The following is a 25,850-nucleotide window of genomic DNA, read 5'->3' on the forward strand; positions in this document are numbered from 1 at the left end:
CCCCAGCCCGATCCGGTCCACCAACCGAGCGCTCATCGGACACCACCCCCTGGTATCCGTTGAACCGCCAAATCACCCCAAAGTCAACGGCATTGGGCTTAACCGGATCGAGGCCCAGTTCACCGCCCTGCGCTACTTCGCCCTCGACGGCACCGACCACGCCAGCCACAGGGAGCAGGGCAGCATGATCCGCCGCTACATCATCTGGCGGAACAAGCACGCCCAGGATGAGCGCCTCCGCAGCGTCGTCAGCAGGGCGAACATCGCCTGAATCGAGCAGAGCGCCTCGTCAATCAGGCCCCAGCAGATGGGCGTCCTGGGACTGCGGATCCCAGATGACCAGGCGGAACTCCGCTGACAAGCTCCTCGATCGCCTTGATTGCCGCGTCGCTCCGCGACGAGAAGCTCAGATTCATGATCACGGGGTCGATACCGATCGTCAGCGGCGTCGACATCCACGGCGACTCTGCGGCGAAGGGGGGGCGGTCTGGGAACAGCGAGCGCAGCTGCTCATAGAACCCGACCACTCGCTCATCCAACTCACCCTCGTCGTGGTGGTCGGAGGTGCCGATCGAACATCGCACGCGCCGCCGCAGCGTCGGCTGATTCGTCCATCGCCAGAACCGCAAGATCGAAGCTCACGGGGCTATCTTCCACCCCGCCTCATCGGTACGACGCACGGGGCGGAGGTTGTCTGATGCGGCACTAGCTCCGGTGTGCTCAGCGATGCAGTTCGACATGTTCGTTGAGACGGCCTGAAATGCGGCCAAGGGCAGCGGGATGGCGCTCTCGGCGCGGGAACCGGGCAGGGGTTCGGGGGCGTGTGTGCTCCGGTACGTGAGATCGAAAGGGAGAGGCCAGGCACAGATGACTGCATCGAGGGAGGGCAAGGAGCCCGGCTTGGGGTGGTTCGTGACGGGGCCGCTGCTCGCCGTGGCGGGCACTGTGATGGGAACCGCTCTGGCATCGCAAAGGTGGGCGGACTGTGCGCACGGCATGGACGCGCCGACCCGTACGGGATTTGTGATGATCATGCCGTTCGCCTGGATCGGCATGACCCTACTGCTCGGGCTTTTCCAGACCATCTTGGTGGCGGTGCTACCGGATCAGACAGAACCCGAGATCAAATGGGTGGCCCTGTTCGTGGCGGCCTGTGTGCTGACCCTCCTGTACTCCTTCGGGATGGGTTCCCCGGACATGACGCCGGACGGCTCCTGCGTGCGGTAGCAGTCCACCCTCGTCAAGGGGGCGAACGTTGCCTGACGCGGTACTAGGTAGTCCCGTCGCGGGTCTGCCGCCTGGCCCTTTCGGCCAACCGCCTCTTTGGGGAAGCGAATTCACGCGGCGGGTGCAGTCATGTGACGCAGGTCATCGAGAACGCGTCTCGCGATCCGAGATCGGCGGGGCCCGTGTGGTGCAAGTGGTGCGCGGCTGCCCCTCCGAGCAGGGGATTTCCGCCAGTTGGGGCACGTGGAGGGCACGGCGAGGGTGGAGAGGTCTAGACAACGACGAAGGCCCAGGTCGGTGACCTGGGCCTTCGTTCAAGAGCGGATGACGGGAATCGAACCCGCGCTATAAGCTTGGGAATCACTCGGCGCTTGAGCCGCATGTGGTCTCTGAGCTGCGGAAACATGCCCTTGGTCGCGCCGGTGCGGGGTTCGGTCGCACCAGTGTTGACCGCTGTTGACCGCCCTGACTGGCACGTAGTGGCACGCTGGGGCCAAGCTCCACGGCCTGGTCGCCCAGGACCGCCTGATCGTCACAGTCACGAACCTGACAGCGTCCGGCAGGCGAGGACACTGCCGAGGCTGGTGGTGCATCTGTTGACGGCCGACAGCCTCGGCCCCAGGTCAGGGGCTGGGCAGCAGCTCGAGCCCGAGCCTTCGGGTCCTGGTCAGGCTGTAGGGCGTTCCTGCGAGGGTACGGAGGGAAGGCGAAAGGCTGAGGACCATCGGTGGGCCCGCGAACGGATTCCCTCCTCATGTGTGCTGAATGCGTTCCGGGGCAGTCTGCCCGCCGGCAGACTCGTACAGCTGACGCCCGACGTACTGCCGACCGTGCAGCGAGGGAGGTGGCGGGGCGTTGAGCTGGGGCTTTACGTTTCGATGAGTGCCTCTCCGGGGCCACGTGCTCTTGTCGGACAGGTACGCAGCGGTTTTGGTGCGGCGTCCCTTCCGCGCCCGCCGACCTGCGCGTGCGCGCGAGGAGAGTTACAAGTAAGAAGGGAGCCGACGTGACGGATACGAGGTTTTCGCCGGCCTGCGGTCTCTGCTGAGTCTCCTCAGCCCCCGAGAGCCCCAGGGCAGGATGGGCGATGAATGGACATGGAAAATGCAGGCCCCTTCCGAAACGACCTCGATCAGTTCCCGGATCAGGCCACCTCGGCTACGGCAGTCGTCGACGCGCGGGGAATCGTGACGGGGTGGAGTTCCGGCGCACAGCGGTTGCTCGGGTACTCATACAGGGACGTCGTCGGGCGTCCCGCGGCACGTCTGCTCGGCGGGAACACCGACGCCGAAGTGCTTTTCTCCGCGATTCTCGAGGGGCGCGGGCCGATCCCGCTGCGGCATCAAGACGGCGACTACCTGAATGCCGAGTTGCAGGCGTACACGTCGCTCGACCGTGAGGGCAACACACAGTGGCTCTTCATGGTCACGCCGCAGCAGCAGCCACGTCCAGACAAGGACGAGGCGACGACAGAGGAGGCCTTCGCGCAGTGCCACCTCCCTGTGATGCTCTACGACGCCGAGTTGCGGGCCTTGCGGGGGAGCGCCGGTGCGGCCCGCGAACTGGGCCTCACGGAGGAGCAGATGCGTGGTCGGCGGGTCACCGACATCCTGCCTCCCCACATCTGCACCACGGTCGAAGAGGGCATGCGCCGGGTGTTCGAGACGGGAGAGCCGGAGCGGTTCCAGGTGCATGGCCGACCGCGGCGCGGAGCCCGCGACAAGTACTGGGCCGTCTCCGTCTCCCCCCTGAGGAACCCGGCAGGACAGGTGCGACACGTGCAGCTCGTCGCGCTCGACGTCACCGAACAGCACCGGGCCCGGGAACGGCTCGCCCTGCTGAACGACGTCAGCGCACAGGTGGGTAGCACCCTCGACGTGATGCGCACGGCCCAGGAGATGGCAGACGTGGCGGTGGGGCGGCTCGCCGACTTCATCAGCGTCGACCTGCTGGACGGGCTGTTCCGCGGTGTCGAGCCCAGGCCGTCCGCCACCGGCTCCGTAGCGCTGCGCCGCGCCGCGCAGGGGTCCATCCTCCCCGGCACCCCCGAGTCGGTGATCCAACCGGGCGAGGTGGACTACTACCCGGAATCCTCGCCCCCCGCCCGCTGCCTGAATACGGGCCGGTCGTCGCTGCACCGCACCCTGGACGAAGCCATCGAGAGCTGGCAGGTCGCCGACCCCGAGCGCGCAGGGAAGGTCCGCGACTTCGGGATGCATTCGATCATGGTCATCCCGCTGCGGGCCCGCGGCATCACGCTTGGCGTGGCCGTACTCGTCCGCCACCGCTGCCGGGACTCCTTCGACGAAGACGATCTGCTCCTTGCCGAGGAAATCGCCGCACGCGCTGCCGTGGCCGTGGACAACGCCCGACGCTTCACCCGCGAGCGAGCCACAGCTCTGGCCCTGCAACGAAGCCTGCTGCCACAGCGACTCCCCGCCCAAGAGGCAGTGGAGGTGGCCTACCGCTACCTCCCGGCCCGGTCCCGGGCAGGGCTGGGCGGCGACTGGTTCGATGTGATCCCGCTGTCGGGCGCACGGGTCGCCCTGGTCGTCGGAGATGTGGTGGGCCATGGTCTGCGTGCCTCCGCCACCATGGGGCGGCTTCGGACCGCGGTACGCACGCTGGCGGACGTCGACCTGCCCCCCGAGGAGCTCCTCGTCCATCTCGACGACCTTGTCACCCACCTCAGGGCGGAGGAGGACGCGGAGGATCCCGAGGCTGAGATCGTCACCGATCTCATCGCCACATGTCTGTATCTGGTCTACGACCCGGTCTCGCGACGCTGCGCCGCCGCAGGCGCGGGCCACCCCCCGCCCGCCGTGGTCACGCCCGACGGCAAGGCGGAGTTCATAGATCTTCCTGTCGGGCCGCCGCTGGGAGTCGGCGGGCTGCCTTTCGAAGCGGTCGAATGGGAAGTGCCCCGAGGCAGCGTCCTCGTGCTGTACACGGACGGTCTCGTCGAGGTCCCCGAACACGACCTCGGCAAGGGCATGGCGCTACTGCGTCGGCGGCTGGAGCGCCCTGCTCACTCGCTGGAGGCAACCTGTGACGACCTGGTCCAGGATCTGCTCCCCGCACAGCAGGCGGATGATGTCGCACTGCTCGTCGCCCGCACCCGGGTCCTCGACGCGGGTCAGGTGGCCACCTGGGATCTGCCTTCCGACCCGGCCGCCGTGGCCGACGCCCGTGACAAGGTCTCCCGCCGCCTCGCGGACTGGGGACTGCATGAGGTGGTGTTTACCGCCGAGCTGGTGGTGAGTGAACTGGTCACCAACGCGATCCGGTACGGCACCCCTCCCATTCAGCTGCGCCTGATCCGCGACACCGTGCTCATCTGCGAGGTCTCTGACGGCAGCAGCACCGCCCCGCACATGAGGCGAGCGCGCATATTCGACGAAGGCGGGCGCGGGCTACTGCTCGTCGCTCAGTTCGCTGAGCGCTGGGGAACACGCCACCGGGCCGGTGGGAAGTCGATCTGGGCGGAGATCGGCGTTCAGGACGATCGATCCTGACGGTGCCCGGCCGCCTGCGGCACAACCGCCCCCGCGAGCAGCGCGGACCGTGAGGGCGACTGCGAGGGCTCACTCGAGGCCAAGGGGGCCCGCCTGCCACTGGCCGGAGCTGGCCCACGGGCGACTCCTTCCGTAACGAGCTGGGGACCTCCTTCAGCACCACCGGCACCTGGGAACTCGACCAGCCCTCTGCCGGCAACCGGCACGCCCTGCTCCGCCTGAGCTTCGACCCGCCCAAGCCGGACCTGCCCACCCCCGACACCATCGACCTGCTGTCCATCGGCATTGACGCCAAGCGGACCTTCATCTACGCCGACGACCCGACACCTGTCCGGACTTCCGCCTCCAGCGGCGCTGAGGCCGCTGCCGCCAGTGTGCCGTCAAGTGGGGGGCGGGAGACGGCAGTCCAATCCCCGCTTGGTAGGCGCGGATTCACAGCCCACCGATCAGGCCTGACGCAGGTCACAAGAAATGCGTCTCGCGATGTGAGACGCATCCGCGTCGAGGCGGTGCGGGCAACGAGCCGCGGGCCCTCCAGGCAGGGCATTCATGCGAGACGGGGCACGTGGAGCGCACGGCGACCCCTGAGGGGTCTAGACAACAAACAAGCCCCAGGTCTCGTGACCTGGGGCTTGTTCAAGAGCGGATGACGGGAATCGAACCCGCGCTATAAGCTTGGGAATCTATGGCGCGCAGATGCGCTGTACAGCTCTTGACCTGCGGTTTCCTCTTCTCTGCAGCCCTGTTAGGGCGGCGTCTGCGTACCCGTTCTGACCGCTGTTCACCGCTCGGAAGGGCACGGCTGGGGCACGCCCCTGGCGCCAGGACTCACGGCGACGTTTGAGTCATGCCGATGCTGACAATGGGAGTTGGCGTCAATAGCCGACCTCCCCCGGCCTTGCGTTCGCAAGTGGGCTGGCTCGAACCGACAGTCAACGGATTGCAAGTCCCGCCAAGATCCTGCTGGGCCATCCGGGTCGGTCCGCCGAGGTCCGGAAACTCCTGGTCAGCAGGCTCCACTCTGTCGATTGATCCATGCCGCGCCGGACCGTCACCACTTTCGGTGCACGGTTGCCTTGCTACCGGTCACCAAGCTTGCCGGCGGAACGTCATCGGCCACGACTGCGCCGGCGGCGATCACAGCGTCACGGCCGATGCTGACGCCGGGCAGGATCGTGGCACCGGCACCGATCCACACGTTCTCCGCCACGTCGATGGGCGCTCCGGTGAGGTACAGCCTCCGCTCCTCAGGATCAACGGGGTGGCCGCTGGTGATGAACGTGACCTTCGGTCCGATCATCACGCGCTCGGCGATCCGGATGCCGGCGTAGTCCAGGAAAGTGCAGTTCTGGTTGATGAAGACGCGTTCGGCGAGGTCGAGGTTCAGGCCGTGGTCCGTGTAGAAGGGCGGATAGATCGTGACTCTCGGCGGCAGCGGCTTCCCGAGGATCTGTTCGAACAAATCCGCCTTGCCTGCTTCGTCCTCGAAGGGCAGGACGTTCAGGCGGGAGGTGAGCTCGGTGACCCGCAGGACCCTCTTGGACATGGCCTGGAACTCGGCGCTGTGGATGCGCATGAGACGGTCGCTGGACATGCCGCGCTCCTTCATCTGTGTACCAGTGGCTGAACAAGACGGGCCGGGTGATCAAGGCCAAGGAGTGGTACCCGCGCGCGGCCGCCAAGTTGCCGCGACGGGTCACCCGACTCCCGGCTGCCTCCATCTCGACCGGCTGGACGTCGCACATCCAGGCGAGATGGAGCCTTGTCAGCGGATGACGTCGAATACCTGCTTCTGTAGACCGTTGGCGTAGGCCTCGTGCTCGACGAGCTTCAGCTTCTGGGTGTCCTTGTCGGTGGCGCTGAAGAGCCGCTTGCCCGCCCCGAGCAGCAGGGGGAAGACAACCAGGTGGTAGCGGTCGATCAGACCGGCGTCCGAGAGCGCCCGGTTCAGGGAGGCACTGCCGTGGACGATGATCGGCCCGCCCTCGGTCTCCTTCAGCGCGGCGACCTCGTCGAGCGAGCGCAGGATCGTCGTCTCACCCCAGTTCGACACCAGGTCGTCCTCGCCGAGGGTGGTGGAGACGACGTACTTCGGCATCACCTTGTAGTCGGCGAAGTCCGCCATGTCGGGCCACACCTGGCTGAACGCCTCGTAGCTGGTCCGGCCCAGCAGGATCGCGCCGGCCTCCTTCTGCTCCCGGATCTTGATCTCGAAGGCCTCGGGGAGGAACTCGACGTCCTTGAAGGTCCACCCCGTGTTCCGGTACCCGGGCTCGCCGCCGGGGGAGTCCACGACGCCGTCGAGCGATATGAAGGCGGAGCTGATCAGGGTGCGCATCTGGGGTTCCTCGGTGTCTCGTGTCTGGTTCTCAGCAGGTTCGTCCGGTGCACGCTCCGACCGCACTCGCGGCTGGGGTGGACCAACATGATCTATGACTGTGGATCATGGAGGAACTCATCGGTCGCCGCCCACCTTTTTCGAAGACCTCGGCCATCGCAGGCGGAAGGAGTGCGCGTAGTAGCGCTGGGTGAGTCCGCGGAGTTCGGGGTGTCGCCTTCGTCCTGGGCCATCCAGCCGACGAGGTGGACGAGCTGGGAGGTGCCGGCGAAAGGTCTCCGGCCAGGGTGTTCGCGGGAGTTGAGGCGCACAGAGGGCGCAGCGAGCGCTGAGAGGTCTGGACAACAAACAAGCCCCAGGTCGCTGACCTGGGGCTTTGTTATGGAGCGGATGACGGGAATCGAACCCGCGCTATAAGCTTGGGAATCTTGCTCCTCGGTCCCTGCTTGGCCCTCTGACCTGCTGTGATAACTCGTCGGGCGACGAACCCAGGGTGTGGACGTATCCGTGATTGACCGTGGTTGACCCCCCTAGGTGGTGCGCAGGTGGTGCGGCTCTTGAGCTCATGATGTGCCGCGGCCCACACGCTTTCTAACTGTCCGCACGCCCCTCCCGGGGCTTGCGCGCGTCCTGGGGTGGAAGCAGCACCAGCACAGCGGCGAACAGCGGTGTGTACCTGCCCACTGGACGAAGAAGTGGACAAGGGACCTGCCCACGCTGCCGTAGACGGGCACAGTTGAAGGGGCTCCCTTGGGCCGATTTCCCAAAGGTGACACCAGAGCCCCGGCTGTTGGCACCCTCCAACGCCCAGCCGGCCCCTGGCCCTGACATCCCTGCCCGGGCCTGCAGATTACGGAATGAGGTCCGGTTCGGTGCTGCCGTAGCTCTTGCCCTCGGGCCAGATCACGACACATTCCTGGCTCTGGGCGAGGTCGAGCAGGTCCTTGCGCGGCTGGGAGGGCAGGAGGATGGCGCGGACGGAGTGGTCCACGAACCTGCTGTAGTCCGCGAGCTGCCCGATGGCCATGCGGACGTTCTCGCGGGTGACGCTGCCCTTGGCCTCCACGAGAAGCCCGAGCTGCTTGGAGTACAGATCGGTGAACAGCGGGCGGCTCTCACCCGGGGGCAACAGCCTGTGCCGGCAGGACTCGTGACCCTTGCCCGTGAGGTAGTCGGCGAAGGCCTTCACCAGCTTGGCTTCCCGACGCTCCGCCTCGTAGGTCTCACCGTTGGGATTGACGAACGACTTCTCGGTTTCGTTCCGCTCCAGCGGGAGCTCGTCCACCTTGCTTGGGTCGTCGCTGAGGAGGCGCCCCAGCTTGGTGGCGGGCTTCTTCGGCTCGGTGTCGACTGGCTTGAGACGGAAGATGATGACCTTGCGAAGCGGGCCGTCGTTGGTCTCGGGTGCGTCTGCCTCGTACCAGGGGGCGTCCTGGTCGACCACGAACTCGCCACGGTAGGTGACGGTCCCGCGGGCGCCTTGAAAGACGCGCAGCGCACGTCCCTCAGCCTGATGGTTGAGGATGCTCGCGTTGCCGGACAGCATCCGCTGGTCCCCGTACTGGCCTTCTCCGCTGTAGTGGAAGCGACCGTCCGGCATCCAGTCGTCGTAGTAGCCGTGCTTCTCGCCCGCCACCGGGTCGGTGAAGACGAACACGTTGGGGGTCTTCGCGGAAGGGCCGATCCCGCCCTGCGTCCGTCCGCCAAAGAGGGCGTGCAACTCCAGGCGCTTGATCGTCTCGCCGGGCTGGAGTGTCCACTGCGCCTCAGGCGTAGCCGTCACGTTCACGAGCCTCCTTCGACAAGGCCCCCTCAAGTAGGGGGATATTGACGCTGAGGATGGCACATCAGAATCGGATGTCGAAATTGTTTATCCGATCTGGACCTAAGGAAGCGTGCGAGGTCGACCCAGCGTGCACCCTCCTTCCCCAACCCCCCAGTGGCTCGCTCCGGGCCTAGGGCGTACGCTCAGGTGTTCGATTTTACGCTCGCCATGCTGGGGTGGTATGCCTACAAAGAGGGCGAAAATTAGTGAGATATCCAGGCCTGAGCCATGCCAGCGACCAGGAGTTGCGTCAAATCGTCATCGCGCTGCACTTGCGTTGTCTGAGGGGCATGTCAATCTGGCTGGAACCGAGCGACGGCAGGTGGAGGTGCAGGCCCATGAGTACGGCAGCACCCCTGGCGTGTGGGTGCGAACGTTGGTTGCATCCGGGTTCAGACGCGGCAACGCGCGGTATTCTGTTGATCGTTGTGGCCGGCCAGCGTCGAGGAGACCGCGTGGGGGACCCTGCCACCTGGCAACAGGAGCAGATCAGCCTTGCCTATGTTCTGGCCGTAGCCACTGCGGCTGAAGCTACCGTCGCTTCGTGGAACGTAGACAAGGATGGCGTGGACGCCACGCTGAAGCGGGATCATCGTCTCGTCGAATTGCAGATGAAATGCACTTTCGACCCGCATTTCTTGGCCGATGGAACGACGCTCACTTACAACCTCGATGTACCTACATACGACAAGCTGCGTGGCGCCTTCCGAACCGCCCCGGGGTATTTGGGCGTGGTAGTGGTCCCCCGGGACGTCGCCACCTGGCTCGCGCACGAACCAGACTCCATTTTGGTGCGCTGCTCGGGCTTTTATGCCCAGATTCAGGACGCCGAAGAGGCTAGCGGTGGTGTAAGTAAGAGGATTCATCTTCCCAGGGCGCAGAAACTGGATTCTGCCGGCCTTGATGTGATGTTCGAGTTCGCACATCAAAGACTTTTTGGATTTGACGCAGCACCGGGGGAGGCTATCGCGTGATTACCTCCGAAGTTGGACCCGACGAGCTCGCCAGCTACCTCAGCCGTTCGGGTTGGGTGCGAGCACGCACGGGTCCTCTGGCAGAACTCTGGCAGTCGATTAACGACATCGGATCGGCCGTCCTCGTGCCTCGAATCGTAGAGGCGCCGGACTTCCGGAAAACTGTCGAAATCTTGACTACCGAAGTGGCTAGGCTTGAGCGCAGGTCTCCTGAAGATGTGGCGCGGGATATCTCGCGACAGTTCCTAGATGTCACGGACCTTCGGGCTCAGGACGACGATATCGACGAGGGGACAATCTCTCTTCAAGCGGGACTTGGGCTTTTCAATGCAGCTAACCATCTGATGGTTTCTGCTGCGGCCGCCACGATCCATCGGCAGGGCTACTACGGCAGGGGTATCCCCCGAGCAGCCCACGCCCATGCGCGCCGGCTTCGCCTGGGGCAGACTCGGCCGGGCTCCTATGTCCTGCCTGTCATCAGTAATGCTCGATTCGGCGCAACGATGCGCGACGACGAAGGTTTGCCGCATCTGGACGTGGCGTCTGAGGACACCTATTTCGATAGGCGAGTCCTAGCAACGCTGTCACGCTCGCTTGAAGCCCTAGCCGAAATGACCATGCGGCGCGATCGAATGCCTACGAGGTCGGACATTCGCGATTCGGTCGGCGAGGGCGTGTCTAGTGAACTTTGTGCGGCAGTCCTTGAAGTCATTGGAAAGGGGAAGGTTGAACTCTTCGACATCGCCTTTAACTGGGCCCCAGCCTCACCGGTCCCTGATGATTTGACGCGCCACATTGAGTTCTCCAGCATGAATGCGGAGATTCTCGAAGAAGTCCAAAGTGAACTGAAGGAATCTGATGAGCCTTCGGAAGTTGTTCTATATGGCGTGATCAGAAGGATGGCGCTTAAGGAGAATGAGGAGAGCGGTCGAGTTTCCCTAGATACTGTGATCGAGGGGCGAAAGCGATCTGTCTCGTTCGACTTGGATCTCGGAACTTATAGGCGCGCTGCTCAATATCATGGAGACCGTCGGCGTGTCGTCGTCACGGGAGTCCTGGATGCGTCGCCAGGACGTCCGGCTCGCATGAAGGTCAGCACCTTTGGGCCTGACCGGTCGATTGTGAGTTTTGACGACCTAGGTTGAGAGCTGTGCGCTTTCAGCGTGCTGACGCGACGGAGTGCCCGCGGCTGAGAGCGGCCCTGCTGTCATCCCGTCTGCCGTCGACCCACACCTTTGAGCGGCTGGCGGTGTCGGACCTTGGGTTCCCGGCGCTCGGCTATCGATGGCGCGGGGCGTTTCGCTGGGGCCTGCGTTAGAGGGCTGGGACTGGTGGTGACGGGCGGAGTCGTGGTTCCGCTCAGCGCTGGTGCTTGGTGGGCTTGGGGCGCCGTCATGGGCTCGGGTGCGTCAGCCGTACCGCGGTAGTCCCTCCATCGAACCCGTGCCGTCTGGCGCGCGGCCGACGGCCGGGGTGGAGCGGGGCGGAGACAGGAGCGCAGGCCCGGGCGACAGGCGCGCTCGCCGCGCTGTGCGCGGCGGGTGCCTTGATGGGGTAGGGAAAGCCTTACCGCGTCACCCTCCGGGAGATGGTCGGGCTGTGCGTCACGGCACATCGGCAGCGTCAGTGGAAGCTCTGCAGAGCGCCGATCACGGTCGCGGGATCGCCGTCGTACCGCAGGTGTGGTTCATCAGCCTGGGGCGGGAAGAATCGGGTGCGGTAGCGCTGGAGGTCGCTCTCCGAGAAGTAGATCGCGTTCGGGTCGTTCGCGTGAAACTCGTTGCGCCTGCTGATCCGGTCCCACAACTCGTCATGGCTCACTGCCAGATAGACGAGGAGCGGGGTTGCTCCCGCGTCGGTGGCGATCGACCGCCATTTGGCTCGCTCCTGCGGCGTCCAGAAGCCGTGGTCGACCACCACGTCGTGCCCGCCTTTCAGGTGCTCCGTCAGCTCGACTGCCACGTCTTCGAGCACAGGGCGCTCCAGGGTCGGAAAGAGACCTCGGGGGAAGTCCACCCCGTAGACGCCGTGCCGGCGGAACATCTCCTCATCCGGGCACAGGCGCACGAAGCCGCGGTCGGTGAGGGCGCGGGACAGGGTGGTCTTGCCGGAACCGGGAAGTCCCACCATGAGGACGCAGATCGGCGGGTGGGGCGGCGTGAGGCGCGCCTGCGTTTCGTCAGTGCCGCTCATGCAACGACCTCGGATTCCGTTCGCCATGTCCGGCCGGGGCCACCGAGGTCTACGCCGTACTCCACGATGTTGCCTTCGTTGTCGACGAACTTCGCGGTCATGACGACAACCGGGTCCGCAGGTGTGTCGTCGAGATCCAGCTCCAGGAGTTCCGCGTACTCAGGGGTCAGGCGGGAGGCGGAGGCGGTGTCGATGCGGTGGCTGATCGGGTGTCCGGTCGCCTCCGAGATGAGCTGCAGCGAGGTACCCCCGGTCAGCCGCTCGCTCATTGCCAGCTGCGGGATCAGCTGGGCGTAGCGAGCGGGAATCCACGACGTGCTGTGCGCGACGATGCCGTGCCGGTCCCGGTAGACGCGGCTACGGCGGACCACTTCGGAGCCGGGCTGAACGTCCAGAGCCTGCGCCACATCCGCGGGCGCCGGCACCACGGCGGCCTGGTGCGAGTCGGAGCGCTCTCCGTCTCCCCAGCTGGATCCTGTACGGCGTCCGCGGTCCTGTCGCTGAGAACCGGAGGACATGGGAGAAGGCGGGTCCAAGACTTCGGTGCCGATGCCGTGGATACCCCGAATGAGTCCGTCGTTGCGGAGCTTGCGCAGCGCCTTCTCGACTGTGGCCGTGCTGACCCGCCACTCCTCCGAGAGGTTCTTGATGCTCGGCATGAGGGTCCCCGGCTGCAGCTGGCCGGATGCGATCAGCTCGGCGTAGTGGGCAGCGATCCTCGCGTAAGGCGCCCGATTGTCGGCCTGGCCTGCCATGTCGTTCGCTCCTCGTCGTGACATCCCTGAGGTTCCCTAGCTTACTGCTTGACACCGCAGGGAACCCTAGGGAACCTTAGGGATGTACTCACCAGGCGGTCTCACCGCCCGGGGAGTGCGGGACCTCGACGTGCCTTGTTTCAGGGCTTGCTGAGGTCAAGGGGCCCGGGACAGAGCGGGCCGAGGGTCCCGGGTCCCTGGTCAACCGGAGGGCAAGACCGAAAGGTCACCGTCTCGCACGCCTGCAACGGGAGCGCGCTCCCGAAGGCGAGACACGTGAATCACCAACTTCCGCAGTCACACGGCTACGGCTGGTTGCCTCCTCCGCCCGTCCGCCACTTCGGCGGTGTACGGGCGGGGTTGAGGGGAGCCGGAGTTCTTCCTGTTCCACAACGACGTGCAGCCCCGGTGCTGGAACACCGGGGCTGCTGTTCGGGCCCGTTCCTCTACCGAAGGAGCTAGACCCAATGAAGTCCATCGCTGCACTTCAGGACGTTGTTACGCCGTGGGCCGACGGTTTGGAGCCGTCGGACGCGGAGCTGGAGGCGATCGAGGCCGAGATGCCCGTGGTTCTGGCCGAGGTCGAGTTGTTGGACGCGCTGATCGTGCTGCTGGACCGGACGGCGTCGGAGTTCGACGGACGCCGGATCCGGCGGGCGCACCACCGGGTGTTGACCGCCCGCCGGGACGCGGCCAACCGCGTCGCCGGTACGCAGGTCTCGGGAGACGCGGCATGAGCGACCACACCGAAGCCCACGTCGACCTGCTGGACGCGATCGTGGAAGCGCTAAATTTGCCGCTGCCGTCGATCGCGGAGGCCGACGAGCAGGCCTACTACCGGCTGCTGGAGCGCCGGGCCCTCGCCGTGCGGATCATCGTGCAGATCAACCGGACCGTCACCCGGGACCCGCGACTGGCAGCGGGCGCGATCCGCACCCGGACCGCCGAGGAGCCCATCACCTACACCCCGTTCGAGCCCGACAAGAACGAGGGCGGCCGGTGAACGGCCGCCCTCCGATCGAGCAGATCGCCGCCCTGACGGGTCTGCTGTCGCGGCTGACGCGAGTCCTGGTGGCCGTGGCGTCCGTGGCGCTGGTGTTCACCGCGTCGAACGTGACGATGTTCGCCATCGACCATCACGTGTCCGTGTGGATCGCGTGGCTGCTGGACCCGATGGTGGCGGTAGCGCTCGGCACTGTTCTGATCTTTGACGGGCGTCTGTCGGAGTACGGCCTTTACCCGTCGGGGTGGGCGACGGTGCTGCGGTGGTTCGCCGGTCTCGGGACCTGGGTGATGAACTGCTGGACCTCGCTCTGGCCGGCAGGATCTTCCTTCGGGATTCCCCGGGAGGTGGACCCGGCCGGTCTCGTCCTCCACTCCGTCCCCCCGGTCCTTCTGATCGTTCTGGCCGAAGCCATCAGCCACTACCGGCACCAGATCCTGACCAAAATCACCGAACTGCAAGCCCAGGTGGACGCCGAGGTGGACGAGGTGGACACCACCCCCGCCCCCGCACCGTCCACCCCTCCCACCGACCCCGGGCCGGTGACTACGGTGCAGGAACCGGTGGCCGCGCCGGTTCGGCCGATTCCGCTGGTCATCTGTGGTGACCGGCAGGTGTTCCACCCGCTCTTCCCCCTGGCGTCCACCCCCGTCCACCGCAAGGAGCTGGAACCGGCCCGGCTGTCGGCGGAAGAGGCCGCGAACGTGATCCGCGCCTGCTGGGTGCAAGGCACGTCCCTGCCGGAGGCGGCCCGGCTTTCCACCCGTTCCACCTCCTACGTCCACAAGATCTACCAGCGCCTCAACGAGTCCCGGCAAGCCCGCGACGTCCTCACCGTGACGGTGTCCTGATGGCCACCGCCACCCTCCCCGTCTACCGGTGGCACCTCGCCCCCGACGGCCTCGCCACCCGCCGACAACTCCGCGCCCTCGGCCTCCGGCCGGGTGGCCAGGATGTCGTCGCCCAGCTGGAGCGGCCCCGCCGCCGGCGGGGCCCGCTGGTCGCCTACCTCTACCGGATCGACCGGGCCCGCCCGGTCCGTCCGATGACCGCTAGCAGGGCCGCGGCCCTGGAGAAGGCCAATGCGGCCCGCCGCTGGTGCCCGACCTGCCGCCGTGACGCCGGATACGTGATCCCGGCCTCGCTCGGCATGTGCACCCCGTGCGCCTACCCCGAACAGTGCGTCGCCTGAAAGCCAACCCAGCTTGGAGAGTGCCGTAACCATGCCCAACGCCCGCCCCGATGCAGCCCCGCAGGGCTCGCACCAGTGGATCCTCACGCTGGAGCTGCCCGGCCGCGCCGCGGCCACCGAGTACGGCACCTGGAACCCGGACCCCGGCGCGACCCGGCACGACGTGTTCGTCGCCGTCCGCCAGCACGTGACCCGCCAGTTCCCGGAGCTGGAGCGCGCCACCGTCGTGTTCTTCAGCTTCGAGCCCAACCACCTCTGACCTGCCTGTATCAGCAGGGCCCGGCCACCGCCTCCTACAGCAACCGGCCGGGCCCCTCATCCCCCGAAGGGGGCTCGTACAGCATGACCGAGACAGTCGTCGAAGTGGTGCCGCAAGCACCATCTACTCCAACCCCGCCCGCATCCGCCGCTGCTGAGAACCTGGCGCCGTTGCCGGGTGTGCCGCTGGCCGTAGCCGGGGCGAATGCCCTGGGTGCGGTGGCGGCCGGCGCGGTGGCCGTGGGCAGTACGGCCGGTCTGGCCGTGACCGGCGCCGTCATGGGCGCCGCCGCAGCCACCGGCCTGGGCCGCCGCATCGCCGCCCGCCGGGCGGCAAGCAAGTCCAAGTCCCTTCCCCAGCAGCGCACCCCGGCCGGGAGCCGAGACCGCTCCTCGTCCTCGTCGGGCGGGTCGGTCGGCGGCCACCGCCGCCCGTCCGGACCGCGTTCCGGTGGGCTGCTCGGCAAGGGCCCCGGGTCTTCCGCTGCTGGTCTGCGGGCGGCGGCCCGCAACCTGGGCCGTCACCGCGATGACGGGCGGTCCACCGGTAAGCAGACACCCGGCACGACAAGGACCGGCCCGTCCCCGGGCGGATCGCCCAAGAACCACAACAGCAAGCTCAACACCCCCTCGTCCCGCCCCGTCTCGTCGGGCGGTTCCGACAAGCCGCAGCACCGCCGGAGCGGCGCACTGGTCAAGGCGGCCCGGCGGGCCGCGGTCGGCGCGGTCCGGGCCGGGCACGCCCGCTACACCGCGGGCGCCCCGACCCGGACGTCGAAGGCCGCCGAGCGGTCCGCACAGCGCGTGGCGAGGGGTGAGGCGAAGGCCCGTCGGCAGTCCGGACTCGACCCGGCCGGCAACCCCACCCCCAAAGCCACGCCCGCGGCGATACGGCAGAAGGCCCTGCGCCGCTCCGCACTGCGGCACGCGGCCCGGATGACGGGCAGCGCGCTGCTGGCCGCCGGGGCGGGGCTGGTGTCGGGGGTGTGGAACTGGAAGAAGCCGGGCGTCGCCACCCGGCACATGCGGGCCGTGTGGCGGCGGCTGGCCTGTCGTGCCCGGCAGGTGAAGGCCGCCCGCGACGCCGCGATCAACGGCACGGCCACCGACGGCGACAAGCCCGAGGTGCCGGTCCCAGCGACGCAGGTGAACAACCCCAACCGCCCCAAGGACCGGCTGCTCGCGCCGGTCCTGCAGTCCGTGAAGTCCCGGCCCGTCGTTCTGGCGGGGGCCGACCGTAGTGGAGGCATCGTGTCCGAGTCCGGTACCGCGTTCACCCGTCTGTCCGACGCCGCCGAGGTCATGCTCCAGGCCGCGTCGACGTTCGACCCGGAGTACATGGCCGAGTTCCAGGCCCTCATCGACGACCTGCCCGAGGCGATGTCCACGGTGCAGGAAACCCTGCGGGTGCTGGCGGAGCTGTCGCAGGAGAAGCTCCCTGTCGACCCGCTGGTGGTGGAGGAGATCGGCGAGGGCTACCGCGCCATGAGCCGCGTCGTCAGCGCCCTGGACGAGGTCGGCACCGTCTACCGGCGCGTCCACGCCGAGGACATCGAGCGGATCGAGAACCCCCGCAACGGCATCGACGGCGAACGCCGCTGGAACGTCTAACCCCAACCCCCCACCCCTGCACCACCGTTCGGCCCGCCCCCCACGTCGGGGGGCGGGCCGCTGTCATCGCAAGGAGAGAACACCTGTGAGCAGCAACAAGAACACCGTGCGGGTCGATTGGAAGGCCCCGCACGGCATCCTGACCGGCACCCTGAATGCCACCGCCGGAACCCTCGTGACCACCGCCCTCGCCCACTCCGCGGGCATGCCGTCCGGGTACGCGCTCGCCGCGGGTGCGGCCGGGGCGGTCGGCTCGTCCGTGGCCGGGTGGCGCAACCGGCTGACGGGCGCCACCGTCGCCTTCCGTGCCGCGTGCTGGACCGCGGCCGGCACCTGGTCCTGCTGGGCCCTCACCGCGGGCGGTCCGGTGACGCTGACCGGTCTCGGCTCGCTCCTCGTGGGCGGGATCGCGACCGGGACGCTGGCGGCGGGGTTCGCGGCGCACGAGGAGACCGAGCAGGCCCGCCGCCGTCTCCTCCTGTCCATCGGCACCCGCCGTGCGCTCGCTGCGGAGTGGGTCGAGCGGATCGCCCGGGTGTGCCGGGTGGAGAACGTGAGTGTGCAGGGGATCGAGCACTGGCCTTCCGGCATGGGCTACACAGTCGAGATCGAACTGCCCGAGGGCGGTGTCACCCGCAAGCACGTCGCCGACCGTACCGACGCGCTCGCCTCCGACCTTGACCTGCCCGACGGCTGCGGCCTTCAGGTCCTCCCCGGGGTGTCGCGGCGGCGGCTGCTGATCGAGGTGGCGACCAAGACCTACCAGGGGCAGGAGATCCCGTTCCCGGTGGAGGAGATGGAAGAGACCACTACCGTCAACAACCCTGCCCCGATCGCCCTGCTGTCGGACGGGGGGCGGGCGGAGCTGGACATGCGGCAGGCTTCCACCGTCGTCGCCGGTGGCACAGGCAGCGGCAAGACGAACTGGCTCCAGACCCTGATCGCCCGCCTCGCCCAGACCAACGACACGCTCGTGTGGGTCATCGACCTCAACGCCGGCAGCCTCGGGCTCCCGTGGCTGCACGCCTGGCGCGAAGCCCAGACCGACCCCGCCCAGCGGGGCGAGGTTCCGGCGCCGGGGGTGGACTGGCTGGCGTCCACGCCGGCTGAGGCCAAGCTCATGCTCGACGCGGCGATCGCCATCGCCAACACCCGGAAGATCGCCTACCAGCAGCACATGCGGGACGAGGACGACGACAAGCTCCCCGTCTCCCCGCAGATCCCCGAGATCGTGATCATCATGGACGAGAGCGCCGAGGTCTCCGCCACCAAGGCCGCGAAAGAGGTGATGGCGGGGGTCGTGAAGGTCATCCGCGTCGCCCGCGCCATGGCCATCCGCGCCGTGATTTCCGCCCTGCGGGTCACGCAGGATGTCCTGCCGGACCCGATGGTGCGGAAGATGGCCTCCAACCGCGTCTGCACCGGCGCCAACGAGGACTCCGAACTCGGCCACCTCTTCGGCTGGCGCGCCCTCACCGCCGAAAACTCCTTCTCCGGACCGGGATCCATGCTGGTCGGGACCGAGGGCAAGCAGCCCAAGACCGCCCAGCAGTGGCGCATCACCCCCTCCGGCATCGACGCCGTCACCCGCGCCACCGCCCACCGCCGCCCCACCCTCGATGACGTCTCACTCCAAGCCGCCGGCCCCGCCTACACCGAACGCTGGAGCCAGGCACGATGCGGCCACCTGTGGGGAGCCCCGGTCACCACCGGCGCCCCGGCTTCCGGTCCGGGGCCGCTGCCGGGCCGCCCGGGCGGCGGGCAGTGGAAGGCCACCGCCGGATGGGACCAGCCGCGCCCGGTCCCCACCCCGGGCGCGGACGAGCTGGAGGCCATGTTCCGGATGCCGTCCGCCGACCCCGAAGCCTGGGCCGAGAGCGACGGGCTCGCGGACTGGTCCGACCCGTCCTCGTGGACGGCCGACCGCCCCGTGCGGGAACCGGAACAGCCCGACGCGCGGCAGGCCGCACTCGACCTGATCATCGCCGCCGGGCCCACCGGCACCGGCGCATCCGCGATGGAACGGAACCTGAAGGACACGTACGGGACCCGGCGGCCGGTCATCCAGAGGTGGCTGAAGGAGTGGGCCGAGACCGGCGAGATCACCCGTGTCGGAGAGGGCAGCAAGGCCCGCTACGTCCACCGCCGCCACCTCCCCGAAGCCTGACCCCGGCCACCTGTCTGTCACCTGTCACGCCCTCCCCGAACACCCTCTCTGAGGGCCGGGAAGCCTGTCACCCCTGCTGTGACCTGCGGATGACAGGTGACAGACAGGTGACAGGTGACAGACAGGTGACAGACCGGATGACAGGCACCCCGCACAGCCATCCATCTGCCTGAAGGAGCCCGACGTGCATGAACCGAACCGCACGATCACCACCCCCGCCACCCGCTACGGCGACCCCATCCACCGGCCCAGCACGGTCGAGACGCACACCGTTCTGCTGCCGGCCGAAGTCCCGCCTGGCGTGGACTGGGTGACCCTGCCCAACGGGATTCGCACCCTCGCCTACACCCACCCCCACCCCGCCCCGGCCGCCGAAACGGAACGCGTCCAGCCGGAGGGGATCCCCCGCTGGGCAAAGACCACCGCGCTCCTCGCCCCGACCCTGGGCGGCGGGATCGCCGCGGCCGGGTTCGGGATCTCCTACGCCACCCCGGGACTGATCGCCATGACCGAAGCCCTCTGGGCGACCGTCGCCCTCATCGCCGCCGGCGCCCTCGTACCCCTCGCCCTCCGCACTCGCAGGGGCGGCGGCCGGGGTGCGGGGCCGGTGCAGCACATCACCCAGAACATCAGCGCGTCCGGGATGTTCGGCCGCGCCACCGGCACCTTCAACAACCGCTGAAAGGCCACCGCGTGAACCAGCCCGAGCCCCTGAGCGAGCGCGTCGGTGACGCGCTCGCACTCCTCACCGGCACGCGCACCGTGGGCTGCCCGCACCCCGGCTGCCGCGTGTCGGTCCGCTTCCGCCACGTCACCCCTGACGAGGCGAAGCGGCTGACGGACCTGGCGACCGACCACACCCGCCACTGAAATCAGCGAGGGCGGCCCCGTCTCGGCAAAGTCCGGGCCGCCCTCTTCCAGCACCTACTGGAGGAATCCAGCATGGCTCATCAATCCGCATCCGCGCTGCTGACCGCCGCGCTCGATGCCGCCGCTCTGGGATGGAGCGTGTTCCCGCTCCGGCCGGGCCAGAAGCGACCCGCGCTCCACGGGACGGAGCACTGCCCGGGTCTCGGGGACTGCGCGGGCGGTCATCGCAAGTGGGAGGACCGGGCGAGCAGCGACCCGGACCGGATCCGGCGGGCGTGGGACCGGCTCCCCTTCAACGTCGGGATCGCCACCGGCCCCTCCGGACTCGTCGTCGTCGACCTCGACATGCCGAAGAGCAAGGGCAGTTCGGACACGCCTTGCGGCGCGGACACCTTTCGGGCGCTCTGCGAGCGCGCCGGGCAGGCCGTCCCGTCCACGCTCACGGTGCGGACTCCCTCCGGCGGGTCCCACCTGTACTTCACCGCTCCGGCCGGGGTCCGGCTGGGCAACAGCGCGGGCAGGCTCGGGGCACTGATCGACACCCGGGCGTGGGGCGGGTACGTCGTCGCCCCCGGCAGCCTCACCCCGTCCGGCGCCTACGAGGTGACCGCCCCGGTCGCCCCTGCCCCGTTCCCCGCATGGCTGTACGGGCTCCTCGCGCCCAAGCAGGCGTTGCGGACGCTCACCGGCCGGCCGTCCGCGGTGAAGTCGGGCCGGTACGCGGCCGCGGCTCTGACTGCGGAGACCGCCTCCGTGGAGTGCGCGTCGCAGGGCGAGCGGAACGGGACGCTGCTGCGGGCCGCCCGGGCTCTGGGGCGGTTCATCGCCGTCGGCGACCTCCCCCGGAGTGTGGTGGAGGAGGCTCTTCAGGCGGCGGGGGAGTCGGCCGGCATGCCGTCTGCCGAGTGCCGCACCACGATCCGATCGGGTCTGAACTGGTCGATCGCCCGCAACACGATGCGGCGCACGGCATGACCGGCCGCCCCCGCCCCTCCCTGAAGAGCCTTCCCGTCACCCCCACCGGGGCCCGGTCCGCCGAACCGGCCCGCACCCCGGACGGCCGTGGCGCGCTGAAGGTCGTCGCCGAAGGCGTCCCTTCTGCCCTTCGTCCTGACCCGCGGGTGCGGGACGGCCGGTACGTCGTCGCCGTTCTGCACATCTGCGCCCCGTCCGCGCGGGCGGTGCCGACCGCGCACTCGAAGTGCGAGTGCGGCCACGACCGCAGCGCGGTCGGCCGCAGCAACGTCCTCGCCCTGATCCAAGTCCACGAAGACCACCGCGCCGTCTGCCCGCTCGGCCGCGTCGCCAACGCCCGGAGGAAGGCCGCATGACCACCGCCACACACACCCGCACCGCGCCCGACACCACCACGGACGGATCCCGGCTGCTGGACGAGGTGGAGGCCTTCCACCGCCGCTTCAACGTCTTCCCCACCGAAGCCGCCTACGTCGCCGTCGCCCTCTGGGACGCGCACGCGCACCTGCTCGACTGCTTCGACTCCACCCCGCGCCTCGCGTTCCTCTCCCCCGAACCGGGATCGGGGAAGTCCCGCGCGCTGGAGATCGTGGAAACCCTCGTCCCCCAGCCCCTCGTCGCGGCGAACGCCTCCGCACCGGTCCTGTTCCGGGCCGTCTCCACCCTGGAGACCCGTCCCACGATCCTCTTCGACGAGGTCGACACGATCTTCGGACCCAAGGCCGGGGACAACGAGCCTCTGCGCGGGTTCCTCAACGCAGGCCACCACCGGGGCGCCGGCATGTGGCGGTGCGTCGGGGACGGCACCAACCAGACCGTCCAGGAGTTCCCCAGCTTCTGCGTGGTCGCCATGGCCGGACTCGGCTCGCTCCCGGACACGATCCTGACCCGGTCGGTCATCATCCGGATGCGCCGCCGGGCCCGCAACGAGCGCGTCCAGCCGTTCCGCCGCCGCCTCCACGCCCCCGAAGGCCACGCCCTGCGCGACCGGCTCGCCGTCTGGGCGGACAGCGTCCGCCACCTCGTCGACGGGGTGTTCCCCGAGATGCCCGACGAGGTCACCGACCGGCCCGCCGACGTCTGGGAGCCCCTCATCACCGTCGCGGACGCCGCCGGGGGCGACTGGCCGGCACGGGCCCGGGCCGCGTGCGCGCAGATCGTCGCCGCCTCCAAGCAGGACGACAAGGGCAGCATCGGGATCCGGCTGCTGACCGACCTGCGCGACCACGTCCTCAACGGGATCGAGCGACTGCCCACCATCTCCGTCCTGGACCGCCTCTACGCGCTGGAGGAAGCGCCGTGGGCGGACATGGGCGGCAAGCCGCTGACCTCCCGGGGGCTGGCGAAGATGCTCGGCGAGTACATGACTGGGGACAACAAGCCCATCGAGCCGCGCAACATCAAAAGCGGCGGAGCGGTCCTCAAGGGCTACTACGCGGCCGACCTCGCGGACGCGTGGACGAGGTACTGCCCTCCCCCCACCCCCTGAGAATCCGCTACTTCCGCTACCTCCGCTACCGGGCAGGTCACAGGCCTGCCGGAGGTAGCGGATAGCCCAAGAACATCCGCTACCCCAACCGCAACTCCCGCTACCGGCCCGGCCCCCAACGGCCGGGCCGGTCGCGCATCTATCCGCTACCGCTACCCAATCCGCTACCAAAAACAAGCCCCTGACCAGGGCGGTAGCGGAGGTAGCGGCAGTAGCGGATTTCTACGAGCAGGGCCGGAAGGCCCCACCTCTCCAGGAGGCACTGAGCGTGAGCAGCGCTGCCCGCATGCGGCACTTGACGTCCGCACCGAGTACGCAGACGTCCCCCCTCGACGATCAGTTCTTGAGCGTGAAGCAGGCATCCATTCACTTGGGCATGAAGGACGAGCGGTTCGTCCGGCGGCTCGTGGCCGAACGCCGGATCAGCTACAGCAAGTTCGGCACTCACGTGCGCATCGCCGTGAGCGTGCTGGAGGAGTACATGCGCGCCAGTGAAGTCCCGGCCGTGCCCGTCCGCCGACGGATGCGGAGGGCGGCGTAGTGGCCGGGAAGCGCAGCAAGAAGAGCAAGGGCAAGCGGAGGTTCGGAGCGGTCCGTCAGTACCGCTCCGGGTTCTGGACCGCTTCCTACCTCGACCCGACGGGGGTACGGCGGCGGTCCCCGGAGACCTTCGAGACCGAGGCCGCGGCCGAGGTTTGGCTCTCCCAGGTGGAGGCAGACCTCACCCGGGGTGCCTGGCGGGACCCCGACGCCGGGGCGGTCAACTTCGAGGAGTACGCCCGGAAGTGGGTTGCGGAGCGGGAACTGGGCGCCCTCACGGTCGAGCTGTACCTCCGCCTGCTCCGTCTGCACATCCTGCCGACCTTTGAGGGCTGGGACTTGGACGAGATCACCCCGCCCCGCATCCGGGAGTGGCGCGCTGAGAGGCTCGCGACGACCAAGGCCCCGACCACGGTGGCCAAGTCCTACCGGCTCTTGAAGGCGATCCTGGAGACGGCGGCGGATGACGAGCTGATCCGGCGAAACCCGTGCCGTATCAGGGGCGCCGGCAAGGAGGCGGCGGCCGAACGGGAGATCGCAACGGTCGCCCAGGTGGACGCGCTCGCCGATGCGGTCGGGATCCGGTGGCGGCTGATGGTCTACCTCGGCGCATACGGGCCGATGCGACCGGAGGAGCAGGCCGGACTGCGCCGGAAGGATGTGGATCTCGACAACATGATGATCCGAGTGCGGACCGCAGCGCCCGAGCTCAACACCGGGAAGCGGGCCGAGGGCCCCACGAAATCGGAGGCGGGGAAGCGAGTCGTCGTCCTGCCGGAATTCCTCCGGGAAGAGCTGCGGCGCCACGTCGAGTGGTACGCGGAGGAGGGACCCGAGGGTCTCGTCTTTGTGGGGGAGAAGGGGGCGCCGTTCCGGCGTACGACGTTCGGGCGGAAGTGGGCCAAGGCGCGGGTGAAGGTCGGCATGCCGAAGTCGTTCAGGTTCTACGACCTTCGTCACACCGGGCACACCCTGTCGACGCGGTCCGGGGCGACGTTGAAGGACACGATGGTCCGCGCCGGTCAGTCGTCGGAGAAGGCCGCGTTGATCTACCAACACTCTGATCACGAGCGGCAGAAGGAGGTGGCCGGCGGGCTGGACGGGATGGTGCGCGCCGCCCGGGAGAAGGCCGCCGAGCAGGCGGCGCAGGGGTCAAGTGGTGCGCAAGTGGTGCGGGACTCCTGAACCGGTCTAGACAACGAAGAAGGCCCAGGTCTGTGACCTGGGCCTTCTTCGAAGAGCGGATGACGGGAATCGAACCCGCGCTATAAGCTTGGGAAGCTCATGTTCTACCATTAAACTACATCCGCATGCTGGGTCAGTTGCCTGGATCCCTAGCGTTGCTCACTCTACCTCATGATCGACCCCCGGTGAATTTGCCGCGGGGTCGTTGTCCTGTGTGGCGTACACCGGGGCGTGTGGGCCCGGGAGTTGGGGCGTAACGTGTGGGTGTGGAGCGGCGGCTGGAGTGGGTGCCGATCATCCCCTAATGTGGCGATTCGTCGCAGTACGGCTCGTTGGGGAAAGGGACTCGATGGAGCACACCGTCGTCCGTTGTGCCGAAGGGCACGTTTTCAGTACCGCCTTCTTCCCGCTGCAGCACCTCGGTGCCGGCCGGATCGGGCCCGGGCGGCTGCTGCGGTGCCCGCGGTGCGCGCGGTTGCGGCACGCCGTGCCCGTGGGCGGCGCGAAGCGGTAGTCGCAGGGGCGGGCGCGCGGGTCGGCGCTCTCGATTGGGGGTGGCCCGCGCGCTCTGCGTATCCTCGGGACGTGCTTCTCTCTGACAAAGACATCCGGGCCGAGATCGACAGCGGACGGGTTCGCATCGACCCGTTCGAGGAATCGATGGTGCAGCCCTCCAGCATCGATGTACGTCTCGACCGGTACTTCCGGGTGTTCGAGAACCACCGCTACGCCCACATCGATCCGGCGATCGAGCAGCCGGACCTGACCCGGATGGTCGAGCCGGAGGGCGACGAGGCGTTCATCCTCCACCCCGGTGAGTTCGTCCTCGCCTCGACGTACGAGGTCATCTCGCTGCCCGACGACATCGCCTCCAGGCTGGAGGGGAAGTCGAGCCTGGGCCGCCTCGGCCTGGTGACGCATTCGACCGCCGGGTTCATCGACCCCGGGTTCTCGGGTCACGTGACCCTGGAGCTGTCGAACCTCGCCACCCTGCCGATCAAGCTCTGGCCGGGCATGAAGATCGGGCAGCTGTGCATGTTCCGGCTCAGCTCGCCCGCCGAGTTCCCGTACGGCAGCGAGCGCTACGGATCCAGGTACCAGGGGCAGCGCGGGCCGACCGCCTCGCGCTCCTTCCAGAACTTCCACCGCACCCAGGTGAGGCACGAGGCATGAGCGACGTACGCGAGAACCTGACCTACGACGGCTTCGGGCGCGCCGTGCGCGAGCTGGCGCAGACGATCGCCGACGACGGCTACGAGCCCGACATCATCCTGAGCATCGCCCGCGGCGGGGTGTTCGTCGCCGGCGGCCTGGCGTACGCGCTCGACTGCAAGAACATCCACCTGGTGAACGTGGAGTTCTACACCGGCGTCGGCACCACGCTGGAGATGCCGGTCATGCTGGCGCCCGTGCCCGAGGCGATCGACTTCACCGACAAGAAGGTCCTCATCGCCGATGACGTGGCCGACACCGGCAAGACGCTGAAGCTCGTCCACGACTTCTGCCTGGGCCACGTCGCCGAGGTGCGCTCCGCCGTCGTCTACGAGAAGTCCCACTCCCTCGTGAAGTGCGAGTACGTGTGGAAGAAGACCGACGAGTGGATCAACTTCCCCTGGTCGGTCGAGCCGCCCGTCGTCAAGCGCGAGGGCCAGGTCCTCGACGCCTAGCCGACCGGCATCGTGCAGAGGGCCCGCCGCGCGGACAGTGCGCGGCGGGCCCTTTCGTGTGCGGGG

25 protein-coding genes, 1 tRNA gene and 1 pseudogene are annotated in these 25,850 nt (G+C 68.1%); 21 read left to right on the forward strand and 6 right to left on the reverse strand.

The features are described from left to right. The 3 genes and pseudogenes from ACIQK6_RS39975 to ACIQK6_RS39985 form a co-directional block, all read left to right on the forward strand. A pseudogene (locus ACIQK6_RS39975) lies at positions 1-271 on the forward strand (hypothetical protein); the annotation flags it as partial. 629 nt (positions 272-900) lie between these two features. Next, positions 901-1,227: a hypothetical protein gene (locus ACIQK6_RS39980; RefSeq protein WP_266594570.1), complete on the forward strand. Its 327-nt coding sequence runs from the start codon at positions 901-903 to the stop codon at positions 1,225-1,227. Positions 1,228-2,324: 1,097 nt separating this feature from the next. Next, entirely contained in the window at positions 2,325-4,742 is a 2,418-nt protein-coding gene (locus ACIQK6_RS39985) for a SpoIIE family protein phosphatase (RefSeq protein ID WP_402697315.1), read from the forward strand. Positions 4,743-5,793: 1,051 nt separating this feature from the next. On the opposite strand, the gene ACIQK6_RS39990 is transcribed toward ACIQK6_RS39985, so the two are convergent. The 3 genes from ACIQK6_RS39990 to ACIQK6_RS40000 form a co-directional block, all read right to left on the reverse strand. After that, the gene (locus ACIQK6_RS39990) at positions 5,794-6,336 is read right to left on the reverse strand and encodes a DapH/DapD/GlmU-related protein (RefSeq protein ID WP_402697366.1); all 543 of its coding nucleotides are present in this window, start codon (positions 6,334-6,336) and stop codon (positions 5,794-5,796) included. 171 nt (positions 6,337-6,507) lie between these two features. Beyond that, complete coding sequence (locus ACIQK6_RS39995; RefSeq protein WP_402697317.1) at positions 6,508-7,080, reverse strand: dihydrofolate reductase family protein; 573 nt, start codon at positions 7,078-7,080, stop codon at positions 6,508-6,510. A gap of 850 nt (positions 7,081-7,930) precedes the next feature. Beyond that, positions 7,931-8,863: a restriction endonuclease gene (locus ACIQK6_RS40000; protein WP_402697318.1), complete on the reverse strand. Its 933-nt coding sequence runs from the start codon at positions 8,861-8,863 to the stop codon at positions 7,931-7,933. Positions 8,864-9,243: 380 nt separating this feature from the next. Between ACIQK6_RS40000 and ACIQK6_RS40005 the strand changes: the two genes are divergently transcribed. Then, a complete protein-coding gene (locus ACIQK6_RS40005; protein WP_402697320.1) occupies positions 9,244-9,879 on the forward strand; it encodes a DUF4365 domain-containing protein in 636 nt (211 codons plus the stop codon). Then, positions 9,876-11,024 (forward strand): hypothetical protein, encoded by a 1,149-nt coding sequence (locus ACIQK6_RS40010; protein ID WP_402697322.1) that lies wholly within the window; start codon positions 9,876-9,878, stop codon positions 11,022-11,024. Before ACIQK6_RS40005 ends, ACIQK6_RS40010 begins: the two co-directional genes overlap by 4 nt. A 478-nt stretch (positions 11,025-11,502) precedes the next feature. Here ACIQK6_RS40010 and ACIQK6_RS40015 read toward each other — a convergent pair whose 3' ends face one another. Both ACIQK6_RS40015 and ACIQK6_RS40020 read right to left on the reverse strand, forming a co-directional pair. Next, positions 11,503-12,072: an AAA family ATPase gene (locus ACIQK6_RS40015; RefSeq protein ID WP_402697323.1), complete on the reverse strand. Its 570-nt coding sequence runs from the start codon at positions 12,070-12,072 to the stop codon at positions 11,503-11,505. Further along, positions 12,069-12,827, reverse strand: coding sequence for a GntR family transcriptional regulator (locus ACIQK6_RS40020; protein ID WP_402697325.1), 759 nt, complete (start codon positions 12,825-12,827; stop codon positions 12,069-12,071). The genes ACIQK6_RS40015 and ACIQK6_RS40020 overlap by 4 nt, the downstream gene beginning before the upstream one ends. A gap of 467 nt (positions 12,828-13,294) precedes the next feature. Between ACIQK6_RS40020 and ACIQK6_RS40025 the strand changes: the two genes are divergently transcribed. The 14 genes from ACIQK6_RS40025 to ACIQK6_RS40090 all read left to right on the forward strand — a co-directional run bounded on the left by ACIQK6_RS40025 (position 13,295) and on the right by ACIQK6_RS40090 (position 24,117). Continuing rightward, the gene (locus ACIQK6_RS40025; protein ID WP_402697327.1) at positions 13,295-13,564 is read left to right on the forward strand and encodes a DUF6284 family protein; all 270 of its coding nucleotides are present in this window, start codon (positions 13,295-13,297) and stop codon (positions 13,562-13,564) included. Further along, entirely contained in the window at positions 13,561-13,830 is a 270-nt protein-coding gene (locus tag ACIQK6_RS40030) for a hypothetical protein (RefSeq protein WP_402697328.1), read from the forward strand. The genes ACIQK6_RS40025 and ACIQK6_RS40030 overlap by 4 nt, the downstream gene beginning before the upstream one ends. Then, on the forward strand, positions 13,827-14,681 hold the full coding sequence (locus tag ACIQK6_RS40035; RefSeq protein ID WP_402697330.1) for a hypothetical protein: 855 nt from the start codon (positions 13,827-13,829) through the stop codon (positions 14,679-14,681). The genes ACIQK6_RS40030 and ACIQK6_RS40035 overlap by 4 nt, the downstream gene beginning before the upstream one ends. After that, complete coding sequence (locus ACIQK6_RS40040) at positions 14,681-15,022, forward strand: RRQRL motif-containing zinc-binding protein (protein WP_402697332.1); 342 nt, start codon at positions 14,681-14,683, stop codon at positions 15,020-15,022. Before ACIQK6_RS40035 ends, ACIQK6_RS40040 begins: the two co-directional genes overlap by 1 nt. A gap of 31 nt (positions 15,023-15,053) precedes the next feature. After that, complete coding sequence (locus ACIQK6_RS40045; RefSeq protein ID WP_402697334.1) at positions 15,054-15,281, forward strand: hypothetical protein; 228 nt, start codon at positions 15,054-15,056, stop codon at positions 15,279-15,281. 83 nt (positions 15,282-15,364) lie between these two features. Further along, positions 15,365-16,891, forward strand: a complete 1,527-nt coding sequence (locus tag ACIQK6_RS40050; protein ID WP_402697336.1) for a hypothetical protein — start codon at positions 15,365-15,367, stop codon at positions 16,889-16,891. A gap of 85 nt (positions 16,892-16,976) precedes the next feature. Beyond that, the gene (locus tag ACIQK6_RS40055) at positions 16,977-19,058 is read left to right on the forward strand and encodes a hypothetical protein (RefSeq protein ID WP_402697337.1); all 2,082 of its coding nucleotides are present in this window, start codon (positions 16,977-16,979) and stop codon (positions 19,056-19,058) included. A gap of 184 nt (positions 19,059-19,242) precedes the next feature. Further along, positions 19,243-19,740, forward strand: a complete 498-nt coding sequence (locus ACIQK6_RS40060) for a hypothetical protein (RefSeq protein WP_402697338.1) — start codon at positions 19,243-19,245, stop codon at positions 19,738-19,740. Positions 19,741-19,751: 11 nt separating this feature from the next. Then, positions 19,752-19,928 carry a hypothetical protein gene (locus ACIQK6_RS40065; protein WP_402697339.1) on the forward strand — a complete coding sequence of 59 codons (177 nt, stop codon included), beginning with the start codon at positions 19,752-19,754 and terminating at the stop codon, positions 19,926-19,928. Between the two features lie 72 nt (positions 19,929-20,000). Continuing rightward, the gene (locus ACIQK6_RS40070; RefSeq protein WP_402697340.1) at positions 20,001-20,903 is read left to right on the forward strand and encodes a bifunctional DNA primase/polymerase; all 903 of its coding nucleotides are present in this window, start codon (positions 20,001-20,003) and stop codon (positions 20,901-20,903) included. Next, positions 20,900-21,259: a hypothetical protein gene (locus ACIQK6_RS40075; protein ID WP_402697342.1), complete on the forward strand. Its 360-nt coding sequence runs from the start codon at positions 20,900-20,902 to the stop codon at positions 21,257-21,259. Before ACIQK6_RS40070 ends, ACIQK6_RS40075 begins: the two co-directional genes overlap by 4 nt. Beyond that, positions 21,256-22,392, forward strand: a complete 1,137-nt coding sequence (locus tag ACIQK6_RS40080; protein WP_402697343.1) for a DUF3631 domain-containing protein — start codon at positions 21,256-21,258, stop codon at positions 22,390-22,392. The genes ACIQK6_RS40075 and ACIQK6_RS40080 overlap by 4 nt, the downstream gene beginning before the upstream one ends. A 349-nt stretch (positions 22,393-22,741) precedes the next feature. Then, entirely contained in the window at positions 22,742-22,933 is a 192-nt protein-coding gene (locus tag ACIQK6_RS40085; RefSeq protein ID WP_402697368.1) for a DNA-binding protein, read from the forward strand. Next, positions 22,933-24,117 carry a tyrosine-type recombinase/integrase gene (locus ACIQK6_RS40090; protein ID WP_402697345.1) on the forward strand — a complete coding sequence of 395 codons (1,185 nt, stop codon included), beginning with the start codon at positions 22,933-22,935 and terminating at the stop codon, positions 24,115-24,117. Before ACIQK6_RS40085 ends, ACIQK6_RS40090 begins: the two co-directional genes overlap by 1 nt. A gap of 54 nt (positions 24,118-24,171) precedes the next feature. Here ACIQK6_RS40090 and ACIQK6_RS40095 read toward each other — a convergent pair. Further along, a tRNA-Gly gene (locus ACIQK6_RS40095) sits at positions 24,172-24,242 on the reverse strand. Positions 24,243-24,702: 460 nt separating this feature from the next. Between ACIQK6_RS40095 and dcd the strand changes: the two genes are divergently transcribed. Both dcd and ACIQK6_RS40105 read left to right on the forward strand, forming a co-directional pair. Further along, positions 24,703-25,290 carry a dCTP deaminase gene (gene dcd / locus ACIQK6_RS40100; protein WP_266594569.1) on the forward strand — a complete coding sequence of 196 codons (588 nt, stop codon included), beginning with the start codon at positions 24,703-24,705 and terminating at the stop codon, positions 25,288-25,290. Beyond that, a complete protein-coding gene (locus ACIQK6_RS40105; RefSeq protein ID WP_030009869.1) occupies positions 25,287-25,784 on the forward strand; it encodes a phosphoribosyltransferase in 498 nt (165 codons plus the stop codon). Before dcd ends, ACIQK6_RS40105 begins: the two co-directional genes overlap by 4 nt. Positions 25,785-25,850 lie beyond the last annotated feature (66 nt).

Source organism: Streptomyces sp. NPDC091682, from assembly GCF_044756625.1.
In the GTDB taxonomy this organism is placed as follows: domain Bacteria; phylum Actinomycetota; class Actinomycetes; order Streptomycetales; family Streptomycetaceae; genus Streptomyces.